Below are 15,742 nucleotides of genomic sequence, written 5' to 3' on the forward strand. Positions count from 1 at the left end.
TTTCCCACTTCCACCCAGCCAACAACAGATAATTGTTGTAATTCAAAACAATTATTATGGAGTAGCTACATGGCTCTAAGACATTTCCTGACTTTACGTGATCTATCCACTCTAGAACTTAATCGCATTTTGGAACGCGCAAGCGAACTTAAGAAAATGCAGCAAAGCAATAAGGTATATCAACCTTTTGTTGGTAAAGTATTGGGAATGATTTTTGAAAAATCGAGCACACGCACTCGTATTTCTTTTGAAGCTGGTATTAATCAATTTGGTGGTAGTGCCATTTTCTTATCACCACGTGATACGCAATTAGGCCGTGGTGAACCGATTGAAGATTCAGCCCGTGTTATTTCAAGCATGCTTGATATCGTAATGATTCGTACTTTTGGTCACGATATCGTTGAACGTTTTGCATCTTATTCAAAAGTTCCCGTTATCAATGGCTTAACTGATGATCACCATCCTTGTCAGTTACTTGCAGATTTACAAACTTATATTGAACATCGCGGCAGTATTGAAGGCAAAACCGTAGCTTGGATTGGTGATGGCAATAATATGTGTAATTCATACATTGAAGCTGCACACATGATGGGTTTCAAACTCAAGATTGCATCACCAAAAGGTTATGAACCTAAACCTGAGTTTTTAGCAGAGTTTGGGCATTGTGTTGAACTTTTTGATAATGCGGAAGATGCGGCTGTAAATGCTGATCTTATCGTTACAGATGTATGGGCAAGCATGGGACAAGAAGAAGAACAGAAACTTCGTGAAAAAGCCTTTGCTGATTTTCAGGTTAACGAGAAATTAATGGGACTTGCACACCCAGACTGTTTATTCATGCACTGCTTACCTGCTCATCGTGGTGAAGAAATTTCTGAAACCATGCTCGACCATAAAAATGCCGTAGTATGGGACGAAGCAGAAAACCGTCTGCATGCACAAAAAGCTTTAATGGAATTTTTACTCAACGAAAATTTGAAAAAAGCTTAATTCTAATTCAAAAAACAGCATCGTTAAGGTGCTGTTTTTTTTATTTTTATAAGATCCCTATTCCCCTCATTTATTATTTTAAAAATTTTTATGATGTTGCCCAATATATAAACAGTCTATATTTCAACTGTCACACATAATCGTGTATAACATTCTACACAATAAGCCAAGCCTACTCGTGTAGAGTGCGATTATGACAACCCTTGAACAATCATTATCTGAAATCCCTGCATTTTCGATCATTCATGAACATTTATTTAGTTCAGCGCAACCTTCTATCGAACAACTTAAGCTCATTAAAGAGTATGGTTGTAGCACTGTTATAAATTTAGCTTTATCGAATTCACCAGATAGTATTAAAAATGAAGATCAGGTCTGTCTTGAATATGGTTTAAATTATATTCATATTCCAATTGACTGGGAAACACCCTCTTCTGACCAATGCTTATTAGTTTTAGATTTGATTGATCATTTAGTGCAGAATGAAATTGCTTGGATACATTGTGCCAAAAATAAACGCGTAAGTTGTCTTATGTATGTCTACAGACAATTTTATATGAATATGGATATGCCAACCTGTCAGGATTTGCTTCATGAGATTTGGGAGCCAAATGAAACATGGACAGGACTCATTCATAGTATTACCTTACAGCTTCAAGGCCGTAAGGCTACCTTAGAACTTCAACAGTCTTTGCAACAAACCAATGATTTAGTTTAATGAGATATTAACACCGTCGCTGTTGCTAAAATTCCTTCTTGGCGACCAGTAAATCCAAGTTTTTCGGTTGTGGTCGCTTTGATACTAATTTGATTTAAATCTACATTTAAAACATCTGCAATGCTTTGACGCATTTCCAAATTGTATTTGGCTAATTTAGGACGCTCACAAGCTACCGTAATATCAGCATTATTTAAATGATAACCTCGGTCTAATATTAATTGATAAACATGTTTAAGTAGAACACGGCTATCCGCTCCTTTAAATTCTGGATCTGTATCCGGAAAATGCTGACCAATATCACCAAGTGCTAGAGCACCTAGTAATGCATCACATAATGCATGTAGCACGACATCGCCATCAGAATGTGCCTTCAAACCATGCGTATGCGGAATTTGAACGCCAGCTAAGGTTACGAAGTTACCCTCTTCAAAGGCATGCACATCCATTCCTTGTCCAATACGAATTTGAGCAACCATATAAACTCTTCCCTTCTATTATAAAAGCTTAAGAAATCTTGTATTCAACCGTCGTGTTTCGCTATAGTACACTTAGCAAAGTAGACTGAAAGTATAAGCGATCATGCCGTCGAATACTGATATGAATCAATTGAAAAGATTAAGTTTTGTCGTGACATTGAGTTGTTTATGCTCATCGCTTGTTTTTGCAGAGTCTATCGACTGCTCCAACTCAAAAGCAGAGCTAAAAATCTGTTCAAAAACCTTTAGCGAAGCACGAAAGCAGCTCAACAATAAATATCTTTCTGCATACTTGGTCACAGATGCCCCCCTGCAGCTTCTACAAGATACTCAAACATTGTGGCTTAGACAAACACAACAATGCAAAACCAATTCATGTATTCAACAACAGTTTGATGTACGTGGTGATGATTTAAATTTTTATGCTTCACTTAAACAAACCCTAACTCAGCATTATCTTAAATTTGAAAATGGACATATTGCATCTCAGCCCGTTCATTTACAAATACATCAACTTGCTAAAGATAAAATCAAAATTGAAGGTTTAGCTTACCGTAATCCGAATAACCGAAAAGAAACCCAAACGGTTTCACTTATGGCTTACAGCTCTCCTGAACAGAAAAGTGAAATTTTAGATAATGAACATAACTGTAAATATAAATTTGACTTTCAGAAAGCACTGCTCATCGTAAAAACCCAGCAAAAAGGTTGTGAGCGCTTCACAGGAATTTATCGCCTGTACGACTAGTGAATATAAAATAAAAAAGCCAGTGCATAGACACTGGCTTTTCTTTTTATGCTGGATACTTTTGTTGAATATCCTGACTCACCAAAACAGCTGTAGCTGCTGACAAAGTCCAGCCTAGATGACCATGCCCCGTATTATAGAAAACTCGAGACTGTTTAGACTGTTTCACAACTGGCAACATATTAGGCATCATTGGTCTTAAACCCGCCCAAGGCACAACATGCTCAGTTGAAATGTCAAAATTGCGGTTTACCCAATTTACCAAAGGTTGAATACGGTCGGCTCGAATATCTCGATTATAACCATTAAACTCGGCCGTACCTGCTACACGTAAACGATCTGGTCCTAAACGAGACGTTACAATTTTAGCGCTCTCATCCAACAAACTCACCCACGGTGCATTTTTTATACTTTTTTCATCTTTTAATTGGACGGTAATTGAATAACCTTTGACCGGATAAACATTTACACGTTCACCAATCATATCAGCCAACTGATAACTTCCTACACCACCACAAACCACCAGAACATCACCTTCTAATTGAAAGCTGTCTGTTTGGGAAAGATGCGGATGCTCAGCACTTGGCTGACAATTCAGTACCACTTTATCTGTATGACACTTAATATCAGTAACTTCCAAACCGAATTTGTACTGAACGCCATATTGTTTAGTCTTTTCAGCTAAAGAGGTTGAATATTTATGGATATCACCGGTTGCATCGCTTGGTGTGTAATAGCCACCAAAGTACTCACCCGTTAAAGAAGGTTCGATTGATTTCATTTCCTCAGGTGAAACCGAGTAACGTTCTAAAGTCCCTTTATTTAAGACATCATTAACTCGCTTGGCGATGTCATAATCATCCTTTGTATGGTACATATGAAGAATACCGCGTTTCTCCAAATCAAATTGAAGCTGCTCTTTTTCAGCTACGTCAAACAAGCGCTTACGCGCAAGTAATGCCAAGCGAACGGTTTCTATTGTGTTGGCTTCATAGTTTTTAATATGAGACAAAAACTCAACCAACCAACTATATTTATGTAGGCTAAAGGAAGGATTCAATAATAAAGGAGCATCTTTTTGCCTCATCCATTTAAAACCTTTTATAACGGTCGCTTTCTGGTTCCAGACTTCTGCATTACAAGCAGATAATTGCCCTCCATTTGCAAATGATGTTTCCATGGCTGGATAAAGATGGCGATCAATCACTGTGACTTGGTAACCTAATTGAGATAATTCATAGGCTGAAGTAACCCCTGTGATTCCTGCACCAATCACAATAACATGTGGCATAACAGACTCCTCTGAAATGCAAGAACATTTCATCAGTACAGCCCATCTGTCATTTGTACCTGAGAGTTTCGACCTAAATACTACCTTTTAGTATTTCGATCTTCCCCTTCGGTGAGTTTATGACTTATAAGTTTTTATTCTCCATGCTTATAAATCTTAAGCTGCTCTCCAGATTTTTTAATTATTACAGTCCTTTTGCCTGAGAGTTTCCGGGCCTGTTGCTCCTTCGGCGGGTTCTTAAGAACCTCTCTCCCGCAATAATTTTGTATTTATATAAGCAATGTATCTGCCACTTTTAAAAAAACGCATTCTTTTCTTGTAAACTTTTGTACAACCCACCAAAAAAACACACAATCTTTTGATTTAATTATAAAAAAGGTGAATTATAAGAATTCACCTTTTGATATTCATTAGAGCTTTCCATTAAGCACTTGGTCCGAAACGGTACCTTTCCATTGCTCCCGCAAGGTTGGCAAATAAAATTTCTCGCCTATTGTGAACAGTTCAGCATCAATGAGTGCATGAATTTCGTGCATAAAAATATAATCCAATGCAACTAAAGAAAGTTGATGATTTTTTTGTGCTACTTTTTTACGTTTCGCTTGAGCTTGTTTAATTAGCTCATTTGCAAAGTTTTTATCTTTATAAGCAGTAATTGCATTTAAACGAAGCTCAATCACACCCCAACCTGCCAATAACTTTTTGAAGATTTCAAAGTCTTTTGAGGTTGATTCCCAAGTTACATTTTCCAGATCATTATCTTCAGGTAAAACAGGTAATAATAAATCACCAGTACTTGGAAAAATCTTTTTAAGATTTAACAGAAATTTAACAGGCTGATCACTTGGGTAATCATTAAATTGCACATGTTGTTGAGTATCTGTTAAATAAATAGAGAGCATTCAAAAAATCCTTAACTAAACGACTGTTTTTCATAATTAATTTAAAAATTGCAAGAACGAAAGCAATTAAAAAATAATATAAAAACAGGATAAGGTGGGCATTTTAACAATTATGGCAGCTTATTCAACACCAAGTTGGTTTGATAAAGCTTAATAATGAATAATTACAACCTAGAAACTTGCAAATAAATCTTATACAACTTTGAAAATTAAAAATATGCATATTTTAGATATATTATTTTTTAGTTTACTGTTAAATTTAGTGTTATAATACAGTGATTTACTCACTTTCATCTGGGCTTCCAAAGAAATGAATAGATTACAATTAATTTTATTAGTTTTAAGTACTGCTACTTTTTCTCCTTTTGTATTTTCTGAAACAACTCTCTCCCCAACCAAATATGAATTTTATGGACAAGAGTCAAAACGTCATAAAAGTATGCTTGAGGTAAATAATAGTTCAGATCATAAAATTAACGAATCACAACACAATCCTTTCCGCTCTGATTCAAACAAACAAAACGTAGATTTTTTTGAGATTGCAAAACACTACCAAGAAGAGCAACCACAAAACACTTATTCTCACTCTCCTGACCATACTGTAAATATGAGTGATCATGAACGAAGTCTCTATTACATTAGAAATCATGACAACATGGGCCTTCAAAGAGATGTTCGTTATCAACAATATAGATCATTAAAACAACAATATGATAAAGGTGTCATTTCTCGTGATGAATATAAAAATAAAGTTTACAAAATCTCAAGATAAGCTTATCTATATTGAAGCCTTCTTTTAAAAAGGAGGCTTCTACAGTTAATTTTGATATAGATTGTTAAAAATATTTTAAATAACAAAGATTCATAGTAAACAAACAATAAAAAGTAAACAGTTTTAGCTTTTAAAACGCGCCACACTACTCAAATCTTCTCTACAAATAAAGGAGATAGCAATGAAGATTCGCGCTTCACGTACCTATTCAACTTATTCAAATAATTATTTTATTTCTAAAGAGTATGAATGCAGTGTTATTCCGGTAAAAGGAATGTGCTTTACTGATCTTGGTTTGACCGAAAATGGTGTGATTCAGCCAGTAGAAATTAATGAGGTCACTATAGATCCAGCATCTAATTCTTATCATATTCTTTTAGCTAAAGACTCACATGAATATACAAAAGAAGAATTAAAAAGAAAGTTTGAAGAGATGAAAGCTAATGGCTGGGAATATATAGAAGATCTATTGGTATAGCTCTTATTTTTAATAAATAACTTAGGGTAAATGAATGGCCCTAACTTTAACATCTTAAGCATAATAGCCATCAGTAGTTAAGAGTTTGTAAAATCGCTACAAAATATACTGCTGATGGCTATTGTTAAATCGCTTATTTACTATTTGGCGAAACCATTTTTTCAGGTTTAACCACTTCATCAAATTGCTCCGCTGTAACAAGTCCTAGCTCTACAGCAACTTGTTTTAAAGTTTTATTCTCTTTATAAGCAGTTTTCGCCACTTTTGCAGAGTTTTCATAACCAATAACCGGATTTAATGCCGTAACTAACATAAGAGAATTATGCAAGAAATGATCAATTTTCTCACGATTTGGCTCAATCCCTACTGCACAGTGATCATTAAAACTATTACATGCATCACCAAGCAACTGAATAGATTGCAGTAAGTTATAAGCAATCACTGGCATAAATACATTGAGCTCGAAGTTACCGGAAGCACCAGCGACATTAATAGTGGTATCGTTGCCAAGTACTTGGGCAACAACCATGGTCATGGCTTCACTTTGAGTCGGGTTCACTTTACCTGGCATGATACTTGAACCAGGTTCATTTTCAGGAATACGGATTTCGCCGAAGCCGCAACGTGGACCACTTGCTAACCAACGAATATCATTGGCAATCTTGTTTAAGCTTACCGCTAGTGTTTTTAATGCACCTGATGCAAACACAGCAGCATCACGTCCTGCAAGTGCTTCAAATTTATTAGGAGCGGTAACAAATGGCAAACCCGTTAAAGCTGCAAGCTGAGCTGCTGCCTTAACAGCATAGTCAGGATGAGCATTTAACCCAGTTCCTACGGCTGTGCCACCTAATGGCAACTCATACAGACCACTTAAAGCTTGTTGTAAACGCACTAAACCATGCTCGAGCTGAGAAACATAACCGCTAAACTCTTGACCAAGTGTCAGTGGCGTTGCGTCTTGTAAATGGGTACGGCCAATTTTAACAATATCTTGGAATTCGTCTGACTTTTTTTGCAAAGTCGCTTTAAGCTGTTCTACAGCAGGGATCAGTAATTCATTAATTTGCAAACTTGCCGCAACATGAATAGCCGTTGGGAATGAGTCATTAGTAGATTGTGCGCGGTTAACATGGTCGTTTGGATGTACCGGCTTTTGTGCTCCGAGCGCTTGGCCTAGCTTTTGATTTGCAATATTTGCAATCACCTCATTACAGTTCATATTACTTTGCGTACCTGAACCTGTTTGCCAAACCACAAGTGGAAACTGAGAGTCCCATTTCCCTGCAATCACTTCCTCAGCTGCCCCCACAATATATTGGCTCAAATCTTGTGGTAACTGGCCTAACTCTGCATTGGTTATTGCCGCTGCTTTTTTTACCAAGCCCATCGCTCGAATCATGGCACGGGGTAAACGCTCCTGCCCGATTTTAAAGTTCTGTAAGCTACGTTGGGTTTGTGCACCCCACAGCGCTTCATTCGGAACTTCAATCTCACCCATTGTGTCATGTTCAATTCGTGTTTGCATAGAAACCTCGGTTATCTGGTTAAAGAACTCACGGGCTGAAGCAATTTATGCTTTGGCTAGTTAATTTTAGTATCGTACTCAAGCATTCCATTATTGTAAATAAGAATCATTATCTTATCTTCCATTTAATGTATTTTGATAAAATCTCCATTCATCTTCAATCATTTGTTTTAAAGTTCGCTTAGGTGCCCATTGTAATAAAGTTTTTGCTTTTCCTATATTTGCACCAATCTGTGCTAACTCTTCATGCTTATAAATCGCAGATTGTGTCGGAATTTCGGCTTGGGTAACCTGTGAAATTTCATCTAATAATTGACGAATCGAATGCACTTGCTCATGAGCAATATTAAAAGCTTCACAGCAATGGGTTTGATCACGTAACCAATGTAAAGTTGAGCTTACTGCCTCACATACATCTAATACATGTAAAAAGCTACGTTCCACGGTATGGTCCTCGGTAGAAGACTGATCTTGTAACTCAATTAAATCACGTTGCATCGCTGCAACTTGCATGGCAAGCGGTACAATATTTTTAGGGAGCTGTGCTACATACTCGCCTAATACGCCATGCTCAAAAGCACCTACAATATTTGATAGACGTAAAATTGCAATTTTCCATTCATGATCAATTTTGTAAGTATCACGGATGATTTCTTCAATCATCTGTTGCGACTTAATATAAGGGTTAGGATAAGCATAGTTGAAATCATCTGTTTCGCTTAACTGTGAACCAGATTTTCCATAGACTGCCAAACTAGATAAATGAATAAAATGACGGACGCCTGTACGTTGCATTGCACGCAATAGGCTCATGATACAACTGACATTATCATTATAATATTCAAGCGGTTTTAAATTAGACTCTTCAATAGATTTAAAACCAGCCGTATGAATGACTGCATCAATTGAGTACTGTTCAAATACTTTGTTCAATGCAGGCGTGTTACGTACATCAAGTTTAACAAACGGAACGTACATACCAGAGATGTATTCTAACCGCTCAAGCGTTTGCAAGGTCGAGTTAGCCAAATTATCGACAAGAACCACTTCTTGGCCTTGAGCCATGAGACTCAATGCAATATGTGAACCGATAAAGCCTAAACCACCTGTCACTAAAATCATTGTATACTTACCTTTCTCTTAATGTATCTACGCCCATTTAGACGTATGACCATAGTGAATTCTCAATGAGTACATTACTACTAATAACCTCTGCTCCTACTTCGATCCATGCTTGGCATGCGCTGGGCCTAGCTCAGGCACTCAAAAGTAAAAATGAAGACTTTCGTGTATTCTTTTACCAAGATGGCGTTCAAGTTGCGAATGATTTTCAGTGGGTTCCTGACGACCAGCGTAATTTAACGCATGAATGGCAAAAGCTCGCGATCAGACTTCCTGTTTGCGTTAGCGCTGCTCTTGCACGCGGGATTACCGATGCAGAAAATGCGAGTCGCCATCAACTTAGTCATCACAACCTAGCGAACAACTTTGAGTTGGTTGGTCTAGGTGAACTTGCTGATGCAGTACAGTCAGCCTCTCGTCTTCTTCAATTTTAAGTTACTTTGTTAACTTAGATTGTTGCTTTTAAAAGGTATATTGTGTGAAAACTGTACTCGTTATTTTGACCCAAGCCAATTTAACCAGCCTACAAGTCAATGAAAGCCTCGCCGCTACTATGGTTTTAGCAACCTTTGGCTCACCAGTCAAAGTATTATTAAAAGATGCGGCTCTTAGTCTTTTACAAAATGAAGGTAACTTCGACCAATTGCAGCATGCTTTTAAAATTGCTTCAAACATGGTGGATAGCTTTGAGTTTTATGACTTAAGTCCAATTCTTATTGAAGCAAAAAACAAACAGCATCCATTTGTTCAAAACAGTGAGCAAGAACTAGAATTTGTTCAGTTAGATACTGAACTCATCCAGTCTTTCGATCATGTCTTATATTGGTAGATAAAGGTGTAATTTTAATGACGCAATCAACTCTTTATCTTGTGCAAGCTTCTTATCACCATACTCCTCGCATTATTGAAGAACTTGCAAAGCTATTTCATAAAGATGATCAAATTGTTTTTATGGGTGACTCAACTGCTCAACTTTCGGTAAATATTTGTCAGCAGTTTGGCTCAGTTTCTTGTTTGTCTCATGAAAAAGATTTAATTGATGCAGAAACCTTGGCTCACGTTAAGGTATTGAACTATGATCAGTTTGCGGATCTGGTTTTACAATTTAATCGATGCATTTCTTTGAAATAATATAGTTAGGCTCATTTTTATGAATTTAGAATTAGATCAAGATGGTCATTTAGTCGACTATACGATTTGGAATCCCGAAGTCGCACAGGAACTCGCCAAATCTCTCGATCTTGAATTAACAGATTGGCATTATGAAGTTTTAGCTGCGGTTCGCCAATTTTATCAGCAATTTGGGCATTCTCCTGCAACACGTCCTTTGATTAAGTTTTTAATGAAAACCGTCAGTCCAGATATTAATAATGCTGTTTTACAGCAAAAATTTAATACCGGTTTAGTTGCTCGCCATCTCAGTCGCTTGGCTGGTATTCCTAAACCGGCAAATTGTTTATAAATTTTTATGCGAATTTTTTAGCGGCAGCGACACATAAAATTGTTACTGCCGTTACCATTAACATCGACCAACTTACGTGTTCATGTAATAAAAGTGCGGCAATCGCAAGTCCCATTAAAGGCTGTAAAAGCTGTAGCTGGCTAATTGCAGCAATACCGCCTTGTGCAAGTCCTTTGTACCAAAAAAAGAACCCGATGAGCATACTAAATAAAGATACGTAAACCAGTCCTGCTACCGCTGATGTAGATACATCTTGAAAGGAAACGGGCATATAAAAAAGAGTAGCAAGCAGCATAATCGGCAAAGCTAAAATAAGCGCCCAACAAATCACCTGCCATCCACCTATTTTTTTCGAAAGTACTCCGCCTTCTGCATAACCAAATCCACATAGAATAATTGCAATAAGCATGTATAAATCGCCGATGCCAAAAAAAGCTTCACCCGATAAGAAAAACATATAGGTAAAAACAACCAAACTGCCTAAAATTGCAAATATCCAAAAAAATAAATTTGGTTTTTCTCCACCTCTCACTACTGCAAATATGGCAGTAGCTAATGGCAGAAGACTAACAAAGACAATCGAGTGGGCTGCGTTCATATACTGTAGAGCAAGCGCAGTAAATAAGGGAAAACCAACTACAACGCCTAAAGCCACAATAGCGAGTGGCCACCAATCTTGTTTAGCAGGCTTTTTTTCCTTAAGCAAAAAGATAAGAATTAAACCCAAAACTCCTGCAATGACAGCTCTTGCTGCTGTTAGAAAACCAGGCTCAAAACCTGTTACCGCAACACGGGTAGCCGGTAATGAACCAGCAAAAATTGCAACCCCAATAAAACCATTCACCCAACCGTTCATAAACTTTTGCATATTATTCTCCGCAACTATACGAAGAATTTAAGCTGTGATATGGTGTCAAAACCAGATACAAAGCAGTACAATTTAAAAAAACTGTTATGTATAAGCAAACAGTACAGTTAGAGATAAATAGTGTGAACCAGACCAAAACAAAAATCGAACTTGTTATTTCACAGATTGAACAACAAATTAAGAATCGCTCTTTAACTCCAGGAACCCGACTTCCCTCTGTACGTAAACTAGCCAAAGATTTAGGTTTTTCTGTTTCTACTATTGTCGAAGCTTATGAGCGATTAATTGCCCTAGGTAAAATTGAATCACGTAGTGGTTCCGGCTTTTATGTCGTGGCACCACTTGCACCTTTAGCCTTAAGTGAATTAGGACCCAAATTAGATCGCTCTATAGATCCGTTATGGATTTCACGCCAGTCTTTAGAAGCAGAACCTAATGCGTTTAAACCCGGTTGTGGTTGGTTACCAAATGATTGGATGCCACTTGAAAGTATCCGCAAAGCATTAAGATCAGCCACACGTAGCGAAGACGATAGTTTATTGGGTTATTCTTCACCGTTAGGGCTGCCCGCATTAAGAGATCTACTGGCTAGACGGGCACAAAGTAAAGGTATAGAGGCAAACCTTAATCAAGTCCTTCTAACCGATTCAGGCACTCAAGCTATTGATCTGGTTTGTCGTTTTTTACTTAAACCAGATGATGTAGTTCTAATTGATGACCCTTGCTACTTTAACTTTCATGCTCTACTTAAAGTTCATCAAGTTAAAGTTGTTGGTATTCCCTACACTCCAAATGGCCCGGACTTAGAGGCATTTAAAGAAGCTATCGAGAGCTATAACCCTCGGCTTTATATTACAAATTCCGGAATACACAACCCAACTGGTGCAACACTCTCACTCTCGACAGCTCATCAATTATTAAAGTTGATTGATCAGTCTAATTTAATTGTGATTGAAGACGATATCTTCTCAGATTTTGAATATACTCCCGCTCCACGACTTGCAGCCCTAGACAACCTTTCACGCGTGATTTTTATTGGAAGTTTCTCTAAAACGCTCTCTGCTTCCATTCGCTGCGGCTATATTATTGCGAAACCAGAATGGATTGATCAAATTACCGATTTAAAAATAGCCACCAGCTTTTCTCACAATGGACTCTCAGCCAAGATTTTACACACAGCTTTAACCGATGGTTCATATCGTAAGCATCTAGATTTATTAAAAGTTCGTTTAGCTCAAGCCATGCAAGAAACAATCGCGAAGCTTAAATCGATTGGGATAGAACCGTGGATTGAGCCCAAAGCTGGAATTTTTGTGTGGTGTCGTCTACCGGAAGGTGTAGATGCAGCGAAGATTGCCCGTTTTTGCCTGAATCGGCAAGTGATTCTCGCCCCGGGTAATGCCTTTAGCCAAGCACAATCGGCAGGTCAATTTATCCGTTTTAATATTACACAATCAAATCATGATTATATTTATAAGACTCTTGCAGAAGCGCTTCTACAAGAGTCGTTAGAGAAACAAGTTTAAGCCTGTTTTTGCTTTTGTTCCATATAAGCAAAATAGCCCGGCCCAGCCGAAACCTGAACTTGTTTTGCATGTAATGGTTCACGACATACTGAACACACCATAACAGGTTCAAACTTATGTCCACATGCTTTGTGTCGATATTCCAAAGGTTTACCTAAACCTTGGTCCATCCATTTATCTGCCCAGTTCGCCATAGATAAGATAATTGGATAAAGCTCAAAGCCTTTATCTGTGAGACGATATTCAAAGCGTTCCTGACGGTCAAAATAAGGCGCTTTCACTAAAATTTCGTATTCAACCAACCGTTTTAAGCGATCAGAAAGGACATGACGAGTGACACCTAATGATTTTTGAAAGTCATCAAAACGACGAATTCCCATAAAAGCATTACGTAATATTAGCATCGTCCATCGATCACCAATCACTGATAGCATACGGGCAACAGAACAAGGCTGATCACCGATGTCATCCCATTTCATCTTTATGCTTTCCTCAATATAAAACTGGCCTACTTGCCTTATTATTTATACCCTAAACCACTTAATATGTTATATGCAATATTCAGCTTAGAAATAAGTTTTTAGTATATTTATAAAGCTTATTTTTTAAAATAACAGTCACTAAAAATAGTTATAAAATATAATTAATCCATCAGTATGGATTAATTATATACAGCTTATTTATAAGTTAATTTGAAATAAAGATCCCCTTTAGCACCGTTCCTGATGCTAGTTTTGTACTTGCAGGAATACGGACTAAACTATTGGCTTGCATAAGGTTACTCAGCATATGGGACTGCTGCTTGGCCAAACTTTTTACTTTAAGTTGCCCTGCATCAAAGTAAGCATACATTCGTAAAAAACGCTCACGTGCATCTTCTTTTAAATCATGCTCTAAAATTGCAGTAAACCATTCTGGTCCATGTCTATTGCCCTGCAATGCATCAAGCAAAGATTTACCATAAACTTGCATTGCGACATATACCGCAGCCGGATTGCCCGGTAAGCCTAACAAATAACAGGAATGGTGGGTTTGTGAATTATGGTATTCGGCAAAGAATAAAGGTTTACCCGGTTTTTGTTTAACTTTCCAAAAGATTTGTTCAAATCCAACTTCGAAAGCACAGGGCCGAACAAAGTCGTAGTCTCCTACCGAAACTCCGCCAGTCGTTATAACAACATCATAGCTGTCTTTTAGTTGGTTAAAGTAATGGGTGACCTGATCTGCTTCATCTGCCACATGAATGAGTTCAACATCTAAACCATAATCTTCAAACCAAGCTTTTAGTAATGGACCATTTGCATCAAAGACTTTTCCATCGATTAAATCTTTTGCCGTTTGAGCAACTTCATCACCCGTGATCAAAACAGCGACTTTCGGTGCACGATAGACTTCAAGGGTTTGCACACCTGCCATACTTAAAGCAGCCAAGCTTCCAATATTTAGAAACTGACCTACTTGAGCAAGTAACTGCCCTTGCTGGATTTCTTCTCCGGTAAAGCGGATATCGGCTTGAGGGCGTATATGTTCCGTTAAACAAATTTCTTGAGCCGAAATAACCGATACGATTTCTTGCCGTGCTACATGCGTTGTCCCTTCAGGAATTTTGCCGCCCGTAAATATACGAATCGCCTGACCTTCACCGAGTATGTCATGACTCTCGCTTCCGGTACGAATCTCACCTGTGACTTGGAACTTTTGATTATTTAAATCTTCTGTATGGCTACAAAGTGCATAACCGTCTACCGCACTTTGAGAAAAGCTAGGTAGATTAATTTCAGAGTAAATCTCTTTGGCAAGATAACTACTTAGGCTATTTGTTAGAGTCTTTTGAATAGAGCTTAAGTTTTTAGGCTTATTAATAACTAAATCTAGCGCTTCATCTATACTGATTAATCCACGCTCAGCACCACAACCTGACATTATTCATAGCCTCCTGGATGCGGTAAATCACGGCAAACATCAAAAATATGGACTAATGCGGGTAAAATAGCGGCCATTGATTCGCTTGCTCCACCACGGCTTCCCGGTAACGTCACTACTAACGAACGGTCAATAAACCCGGCTACTCCGCGTGACATAGCAGCGTATGGCGTGCGTTTTTGTCCAAATGAGCGAGCAGCTTCCATTAAGCCATCTAATTTACGTTCTAAAAGAGGCTCTAGCGTATCAACTGTAATGTCACGCTTACCAATTCCTGTCCCACCCACGGTCATAATACAAGCATACGATTTGGTGAGTTCTAGGACCAATTCTTTGAGATCATCTGCTTCATCAGGCAAAATTTGATAATGGATCGGATCAAATCCAGCTTCAGTTAAAGTTTCAACCACAGATTTTCCGGCAGTATCCGGCTTTCTACCCGCTGCTACGGTGTCTGACAAGACAATAACAGCAGCCGAAACAGGTTGACGCAATACCCGTTTAAAATGGGATTTTCCGCCTTTTTTCTTAAGTAGTTTACATTGATCCATCCAGAGTTCTTCTGGTTCACAATGAGGCTTTAACATATCGTAAATAGTTAAACCTGCAAGGCTTGCCGCCGTTAAAGCTTCCATTTCTACACCAGTTGGTCCAATGGTCTCAACGACAGCAATAATTTTTACAAAGTCATGTTCCAATTCATATTCTACATCTGCCCGATAAATCGGTAGCGGATGACATAGTGGAATCAGCTCATCAGTTCGTTTTGCTGCCAAAATTCCTGCAACACGTGCTGTTTTTAATGCATCACCTTTTTCCGTGTTTCCTTGTCTTAATAGTTCAATACAGTGCGGTGGTGCATATAAAATCGCTTGTGCTTCGGCAACACGATAACTTTCCGGCTTCATTCCTACGTTTTTCATTATTTATCCTAG

Annotated in this window: 19 protein-coding genes and 1 riboswitch; of the genes, 10 read left to right on the plus strand and 9 right to left on the minus strand. The window is 37.9% G+C overall.

The annotated features are described in order from the left end of the window. Positions 1-69 precede the first annotated feature (69 nt). A complete protein-coding gene (gene argF, locus EGS71_RS04150) occupies positions 70-990 on the plus strand; it encodes an ornithine carbamoyltransferase (protein ID WP_001207983.1) in 921 nt (306 codons plus the stop codon). 193 nt (positions 991-1,183) lie between these two features. Next, positions 1,184-1,708, plus strand: coding sequence for a protein tyrosine phosphatase family protein (locus tag EGS71_RS04155; protein WP_000209125.1), 525 nt, complete (start codon positions 1,184-1,186; stop codon positions 1,706-1,708). Here EGS71_RS04155 and ispF read toward each other — a convergent pair. Beyond that, positions 1,705-2,187: a 2-C-methyl-D-erythritol 2,4-cyclodiphosphate synthase gene (ispF, locus tag EGS71_RS04160; protein ID WP_000226512.1), complete on the minus strand. Its 483-nt coding sequence runs from the start codon at positions 2,185-2,187 to the stop codon at positions 1,705-1,707. The genes EGS71_RS04155 and ispF overlap by 4 nt on opposite strands. 103 nt (positions 2,188-2,290) lie before the next feature. On the opposite strand from ispF, the gene EGS71_RS04165 reads away from it, so the two are divergent. After that, positions 2,291-2,935, plus strand: coding sequence for a hypothetical protein (locus EGS71_RS04165; protein ID WP_001139838.1), 645 nt, complete (start codon positions 2,291-2,293; stop codon positions 2,933-2,935). 46 nt (positions 2,936-2,981) lie between these two features. On the opposite strand, the gene EGS71_RS04170 is transcribed toward EGS71_RS04165, so the two are convergent. Then, on the minus strand, positions 2,982-4,226 hold the full coding sequence (locus tag EGS71_RS04170) for a D-amino acid dehydrogenase (protein ID WP_001120924.1): 1,245 nt from the start codon (positions 4,224-4,226) through the stop codon (positions 2,982-2,984). A gap of 177 nt (positions 4,227-4,403) precedes the next feature. After that, positions 4,404-4,491: riboswitch (glycine riboswitch) on the minus strand. Between the two features lie 145 nt (positions 4,492-4,636). After that, positions 4,637-5,128 carry a hypothetical protein gene (locus EGS71_RS04175; RefSeq protein ID WP_000949167.1) on the minus strand — a complete coding sequence of 164 codons (492 nt, stop codon included), beginning with the start codon at positions 5,126-5,128 and terminating at the stop codon, positions 4,637-4,639. Positions 5,129-5,438: 310 nt separating this feature from the next. Between EGS71_RS04175 and EGS71_RS04185 the strand changes: the two genes are divergently transcribed. Beyond that, a complete protein-coding gene (locus EGS71_RS04185; protein ID WP_001081043.1) occupies positions 5,439-5,900 on the plus strand; it encodes a hypothetical protein in 462 nt (153 codons plus the stop codon). 181 nt (positions 5,901-6,081) lie between these two features. Next, positions 6,082-6,378: a hypothetical protein gene (locus EGS71_RS04190; protein WP_000701849.1), complete on the plus strand. Its 297-nt coding sequence runs from the start codon at positions 6,082-6,084 to the stop codon at positions 6,376-6,378. A gap of 133 nt (positions 6,379-6,511) precedes the next feature. Here the strand turns inward: EGS71_RS04190 and fumC are convergent, their stop codons facing one another. Both fumC and galE read right to left on the minus strand, forming a co-directional pair. Beyond that, on the minus strand, positions 6,512-7,906 hold the full coding sequence (fumC, locus tag EGS71_RS04195; RefSeq protein WP_001194768.1) for a class II fumarate hydratase: 1,395 nt from the start codon (positions 7,904-7,906) through the stop codon (positions 6,512-6,514). 114 nt (positions 7,907-8,020) lie between these two features. Next, positions 8,021-9,028 (minus strand): UDP-glucose 4-epimerase GalE, encoded by a 1,008-nt coding sequence (gene galE, locus EGS71_RS04200; protein ID WP_000604790.1) that lies wholly within the window; start codon positions 9,026-9,028, stop codon positions 8,021-8,023. A gap of 65 nt (positions 9,029-9,093) precedes the next feature. Here galE and tusD point away from each other — a divergent pair, with 65 nt between their 5' ends. Genes tusD through EGS71_RS04220 form a run of 4 tightly spaced genes read left to right on the plus strand, consistent with a single transcriptional unit; the run spans position 9,094 to position 10,490 of the window. Further along, positions 9,094-9,462 (plus strand): sulfurtransferase complex subunit TusD, encoded by a 369-nt coding sequence (gene tusD / locus EGS71_RS04205; RefSeq protein WP_000105718.1) that lies wholly within the window; start codon positions 9,094-9,096, stop codon positions 9,460-9,462. A gap of 44 nt (positions 9,463-9,506) precedes the next feature. Beyond that, on the plus strand, positions 9,507-9,857 hold the full coding sequence (locus tag EGS71_RS04210; RefSeq protein WP_000859773.1) for a hypothetical protein: 351 nt from the start codon (positions 9,507-9,509) through the stop codon (positions 9,855-9,857). A gap of 17 nt (positions 9,858-9,874) precedes the next feature. After that, a complete protein-coding gene (locus tag EGS71_RS04215; protein ID WP_000194628.1) occupies positions 9,875-10,159 on the plus strand; it encodes a hypothetical protein in 285 nt (94 codons plus the stop codon). A gap of 19 nt (positions 10,160-10,178) precedes the next feature. Beyond that, positions 10,179-10,490, plus strand: coding sequence for a TusE/DsrC/DsvC family sulfur relay protein (locus EGS71_RS04220; protein WP_001047540.1), 312 nt, complete (start codon positions 10,179-10,181; stop codon positions 10,488-10,490). A gap of 4 nt (positions 10,491-10,494) precedes the next feature. Here the strand turns inward: EGS71_RS04220 and EGS71_RS04225 are convergent, their stop codons facing one another. After that, complete coding sequence (locus tag EGS71_RS04225; protein ID WP_001168989.1) at positions 10,495-11,358, minus strand: DMT family transporter; 864 nt, start codon at positions 11,356-11,358, stop codon at positions 10,495-10,497. A gap of 122 nt (positions 11,359-11,480) precedes the next feature. On the opposite strand from EGS71_RS04225, the gene EGS71_RS04230 reads away from it, so the two are divergent. After that, positions 11,481-12,884 carry a PLP-dependent aminotransferase family protein gene (locus EGS71_RS04230; protein WP_001076969.1) on the plus strand — a complete coding sequence of 468 codons (1,404 nt, stop codon included), beginning with the start codon at positions 11,481-11,483 and terminating at the stop codon, positions 12,882-12,884. Here EGS71_RS04230 and EGS71_RS04235 read toward each other — a convergent pair. The 3 genes from EGS71_RS04235 to moaCB all read right to left on the minus strand — a co-directional run bounded on the left by EGS71_RS04235 (position 12,881) and on the right by moaCB (position 15,730). Next, positions 12,881-13,363 (minus strand): winged helix-turn-helix transcriptional regulator, encoded by a 483-nt coding sequence (locus EGS71_RS04235; protein ID WP_000870671.1) that lies wholly within the window; start codon positions 13,361-13,363, stop codon positions 12,881-12,883. The genes EGS71_RS04230 and EGS71_RS04235 overlap by 4 nt on opposite strands. Before the next feature lie 208 nt (positions 13,364-13,571). Next, the gene (locus EGS71_RS04240) at positions 13,572-14,807 is read right to left on the minus strand and encodes a molybdopterin molybdotransferase MoeA (protein ID WP_002010289.1); all 1,236 of its coding nucleotides are present in this window, start codon (positions 14,805-14,807) and stop codon (positions 13,572-13,574) included. Beyond that, positions 14,807-15,730: a bifunctional molybdenum cofactor biosynthesis protein MoaC/MoaB gene (gene moaCB, locus EGS71_RS04245; RefSeq protein ID WP_000799981.1), complete on the minus strand. Its 924-nt coding sequence runs from the start codon at positions 15,728-15,730 to the stop codon at positions 14,807-14,809. The genes EGS71_RS04240 and moaCB overlap by 1 nt, the downstream gene beginning before the upstream one ends. Positions 15,731-15,742: the final 12 nt, after the last annotated feature.

Source organism: Acinetobacter sp. FDAARGOS_559 (genome assembly GCF_003940475.1).
Taxonomy (GTDB): Bacteria; Pseudomonadota; Gammaproteobacteria; order Pseudomonadales; family Moraxellaceae; genus Acinetobacter; species Acinetobacter baumannii.

Bases quoted from the DNA above. Each gene is read 5' to 3' on its own strand.
- EGS71_RS04235 (WP_000870671.1), bottom strand. From the start codon at position 13,363: ATGAAATGGGATGACATCGGTGATCAGCCTTGTTCTGTTGCCCGTATG.
- EGS71_RS04220 (WP_001047540.1), top strand. From the start codon at position 10,179: ATGAATTTAGAATTAGATCAAGATGGTCATTTAGTCGACTATACGATT.
- galE (WP_000604790.1), bottom strand. From the start codon at position 9,028: ATGATTTTAGTGACAGGTGGTTTAGGCTTTATCGGTTCACATATTGCA.
- fumC (WP_001194768.1), bottom strand. From the start codon at position 7,906: ATGCAAACACGAATTGAACATGACACAATGGGTGAGATTGAAGTTCCG.
- moaCB (WP_000799981.1), bottom strand. From the start codon at position 15,730: ATGAAAAACGTAGGAATGAAGCCGGAAAGTTATCGTGTTGCCGAAGCA.
- EGS71_RS04190 (WP_000701849.1), top strand. From the start codon at position 6,082: ATGAAGATTCGCGCTTCACGTACCTATTCAACTTATTCAAATAATTAT.
- EGS71_RS04175 (WP_000949167.1), bottom strand. From the start codon at position 5,128: ATGCTCTCTATTTATTTAACAGATACTCAACAACATGTGCAATTTAAT.
- tusD (WP_000105718.1), top strand. From the start codon at position 9,094: ATGAGTACATTACTACTAATAACCTCTGCTCCTACTTCGATCCATGCT.
- ispF (WP_000226512.1), bottom strand. From the start codon at position 2,187: ATGGTTGCTCAAATTCGTATTGGACAAGGAATGGATGTGCATGCCTTT.
- EGS71_RS04185 (WP_001081043.1), top strand. From the start codon at position 5,439: ATGAATAGATTACAATTAATTTTATTAGTTTTAAGTACTGCTACTTTT.
- EGS71_RS04155 (WP_000209125.1), top strand. From the start codon at position 1,184: ATGACAACCCTTGAACAATCATTATCTGAAATCCCTGCATTTTCGATC.
- EGS71_RS04165 (WP_001139838.1), top strand. From the start codon at position 2,291: ATGCCGTCGAATACTGATATGAATCAATTGAAAAGATTAAGTTTTGTC.
- EGS71_RS04215 (WP_000194628.1), top strand. From the start codon at position 9,875: ATGACGCAATCAACTCTTTATCTTGTGCAAGCTTCTTATCACCATACT.
- argF (WP_001207983.1), top strand. From the start codon at position 70: ATGGCTCTAAGACATTTCCTGACTTTACGTGATCTATCCACTCTAGAA.
- EGS71_RS04225 (WP_001168989.1), bottom strand. From the start codon at position 11,358: ATGCAAAAGTTTATGAACGGTTGGGTGAATGGTTTTATTGGGGTTGCA.
- EGS71_RS04240 (WP_002010289.1), bottom strand. From the start codon at position 14,807: ATGTCAGGTTGTGGTGCTGAGCGTGGATTAATCAGTATAGATGAAGCG.
- EGS71_RS04170 (WP_001120924.1), bottom strand. From the start codon at position 4,226: ATGCCACATGTTATTGTGATTGGTGCAGGAATCACAGGGGTTACTTCA.